The following is a 2406-nucleotide window of genomic DNA, read 5'->3' as shown; positions in this document are numbered from 1 at the left end:
TGCTTCATTTTCAATCCCAGTAATGCACCTCACGTGATATCCTATTATTGGAAGGAGGTGATTACATGAAAATCAAAGGCTTGAAAGAACTTCAAAAAGAATTGAAACAGATGGCAGATCGTGCTGAATCCTTAAATGGTCAACAATCAGTCCCTCTGGATGAATTAATGACAAGTTCTTTCATGGAAAGTCATACATCATATTCAGACTTTGATAAATGGCTAGAAGGTGGTGGCTTCTCCGCTAATTCAGCTGAAGAGTTTGATGCAATTGACGAAAACGAGTTAGATAAATACGTGGCTTCGTCTACGAAATTTGACTCTTGGCAAGATATGCTTGGCGACGCTTCAGGTCAATGGGGTATGAATCAAATTATGGGTAAATAAATATCATTTAATTACCTTAAGATGAGTGAAGCTTTTTTAACGCATCTATTAGCTCCTCTACTTGCTGCAACGCAGAAGTGAGGAGCCTTTTAACTTCTTTAAACTCTTTGTTATTCGTAAAATCGACGCTGACGATTACCTGGCTTTGCTTATCTTTTGATGGACTCATACCTTTAGCCTCCGATTCATTTATTCAGCTTCTCTTCTTCGCGAGCTTTGGCCGCAGCTAGACGAGGTGCCGAAGTCTTTTTAAAAAACTGGACCATCGCCTTAGCCGTTTGTGGCGAAATACCAAAGTCGGCCGGGCTTTTTCGTGTTTCCTCAGATTTCATCACAAGCTCTCCTTTCATCAATGTCTTCGCTAAACGTCATCCAGTTTTATTAAGTTTAGTTAAACGATACTCATTTTCAAAAAAAATAATCTCATCAACATCTAATTCTACGATTTTTGTGAAAGCCAATGCCTTATCTATTCTAAATTTAGATTCATAGCGCTCTATTTTAGCGTATCCATTAGTCGACATATCAAGCATCTTGGCCATTTCTTCCTGATTATAGCCAGCTATCAGTCTAGCTTGTTTCATAGTAAAACGTTTCATGTGATCACCTCCTTGACTTCATGATAATACTGTTAAACTAAACTTGTCAACATACTTAGTATAGTTTAACTATATAAAAGTGGTTGAATTAAATATTTTTATATTTAGTACTTACATCTTTGTATATTTTAAGTATACTTTAGTTGTTAGGAGGTGAAAAATATGTACGATTTTAATAACATCCGCGAGAGTGTAGGGAAAAAAATTAAAGATAAACGTACTTCTTTTGATTTAACTCAAGAACAACTCGCAGAAAAATTAGGAGTATCTAAAGGATCAATCTCCTCATGGGAAAAAGGGAGAACAGCACCACGAATGGATAAAGTGAGCCAGATGGCAGAAATATTTAATGTACCTTGGAGTTATTTTGTGTCTGAATCTGAAGAGACGTCATTATCTACTCCCCTCCCCCCCGACGCCATCACTCGGATCACTGCATCGAATTACAAAATCCCAGTGTACGGCAGCATATCGGCCGGCATCCCGCTCGAGGCGATCGAGAACCTGACGGAGACGTCGGTTCCGGATCACGTCATTCTCAAGCATGGGGAAGACAAGCTATTCGGTTTGCTTGTTAGAGGAGATTCGATGAATAAGATTGTTCACGATGGCCATTACGCTATCCTATGTAAGACGGATCGTGTGGAGTCTGGTGAAGTGGCTGCGGTGATCGTGAATGGATATGACGCTACCTTAAAGCGCGTCATGCTGTTAGATCGAGGAGTCTTGCTGGAGCCATCAAGTTACAATCCGGAGCACACTCCGAAGATGTATCTTGATCAAGAAGCGAAGGACATTAAAGTGATTGGGAAGTTGGTGGCCGTTATGTCGCCGCCGGACTTTAAGTTTTGAACAATTTAAAGAGCATAATGAAATCAAAAAGTATTGGACACCCATTTTAGAGGGTACCCAATACTTTTTGATTTCATTTTTATAAATATATTAGCTACTGTTTCTTAATCCGTGTTCCATCACCTTTTTTATTGAACAATATGTAAATTTTGAAATTTTATTTGGTATAATAATACTTTCGTGGATTGTACATTTTTTAGGATGGAGCAGAACTAAATGTGTAAATTTAAAAGAATCAATTATCGCCTTGCTATTGTCGAGTACCCAATCACAATCGAGGAGATGGAAGAGATTGAAATAGAGTTTCCAAAACGTGAGCGAGCTTATTATGAAATTACATTAAAAGCATTAAAAAAGATCCTAAAACCGACTGAAAAAATTTTCGGGATTGAGGGTGTACAGCCAACGTCTTTTCATAATGGTTTCCTTGTTCTAACTCAAGACGAACTCATTCTGTCTATTCATAAAGGCTGTTTGATACCTCGTGCCGCACTTAAACGTATACCAATGAATAACATCATTAAAGTGGATTTTGTCATCATCGATACTTCTAATAACCCAATTAAAAT

Annotated in this window: 6 protein-coding genes; 3 read left to right on the top strand and 3 right to left on the bottom strand. The window is 38.0% G+C overall.

Features of this window, described 5'->3' with window-relative positions:
• Window positions 1-65: 65 nt before the first annotated feature.
• Window positions 66-386, top strand: a complete 321-nt coding sequence (locus tag A6395_RS13215; protein ID WP_071399394.1) for a hypothetical protein — start codon at window positions 66-68, stop codon at window positions 384-386.
• 16 nt (window positions 387-402) lie between these two features.
• Here A6395_RS13215 and A6395_RS16010 read toward each other — a convergent pair whose 3' ends face one another.
• From A6395_RS16010 to A6395_RS13210, 3 genes are read right to left on the bottom strand one after another with little or no spacing between them, the layout of a single operon-like run.
• Window positions 403-555 carry a hypothetical protein gene (locus A6395_RS16010; RefSeq protein WP_159429462.1) on the bottom strand — a complete coding sequence of 51 codons (153 nt, stop codon included), beginning with the start codon at window positions 553-555 and terminating at the stop codon, window positions 403-405.
• 16 nt (window positions 556-571) lie between these two features.
• Complete coding sequence (locus A6395_RS16110; RefSeq protein ID WP_173647399.1) at window positions 572-718, bottom strand: hypothetical protein; 147 nt, start codon at window positions 716-718, stop codon at window positions 572-574.
• A 36-nt stretch (window positions 719-754) separates the two neighbouring features.
• Entirely contained in the window at window positions 755-985 is a 231-nt protein-coding gene (locus A6395_RS13210; protein WP_071399393.1) for a helix-turn-helix transcriptional regulator, read from the bottom strand.
• A 162-nt stretch (window positions 986-1147) separates the two neighbouring features.
• On the opposite strand from A6395_RS13210, the gene A6395_RS13205 reads away from it, so the two are divergent.
• Both A6395_RS13205 and A6395_RS13200 read left to right on the top strand, forming a co-directional pair.
• Window positions 1148-1837, top strand: coding sequence for a LexA family protein (locus A6395_RS13205; RefSeq protein ID WP_084813080.1), 690 nt, complete (start codon window positions 1148-1150; stop codon window positions 1835-1837).
• 216 nt (window positions 1838-2053) lie between these two features.
• The coding region (locus A6395_RS13200) for a hypothetical protein (RefSeq protein ID WP_071399392.1) at window positions 2054-2406 on the top strand (353 nt) is incomplete at its 3' end.

The sequence above is a fragment of the Exiguobacterium sp. SH31 genome, assembly GCF_001816105.1.
Taxonomy (GTDB): Bacteria; Bacillota; Bacilli; order Exiguobacteriales; family Exiguobacteriaceae; genus Exiguobacterium; species Exiguobacterium aurantiacum_A.
Note: the sequence above shows the minus strand (reverse complement) of the source record. Positions and strands in the feature narration are given on the sequence as shown.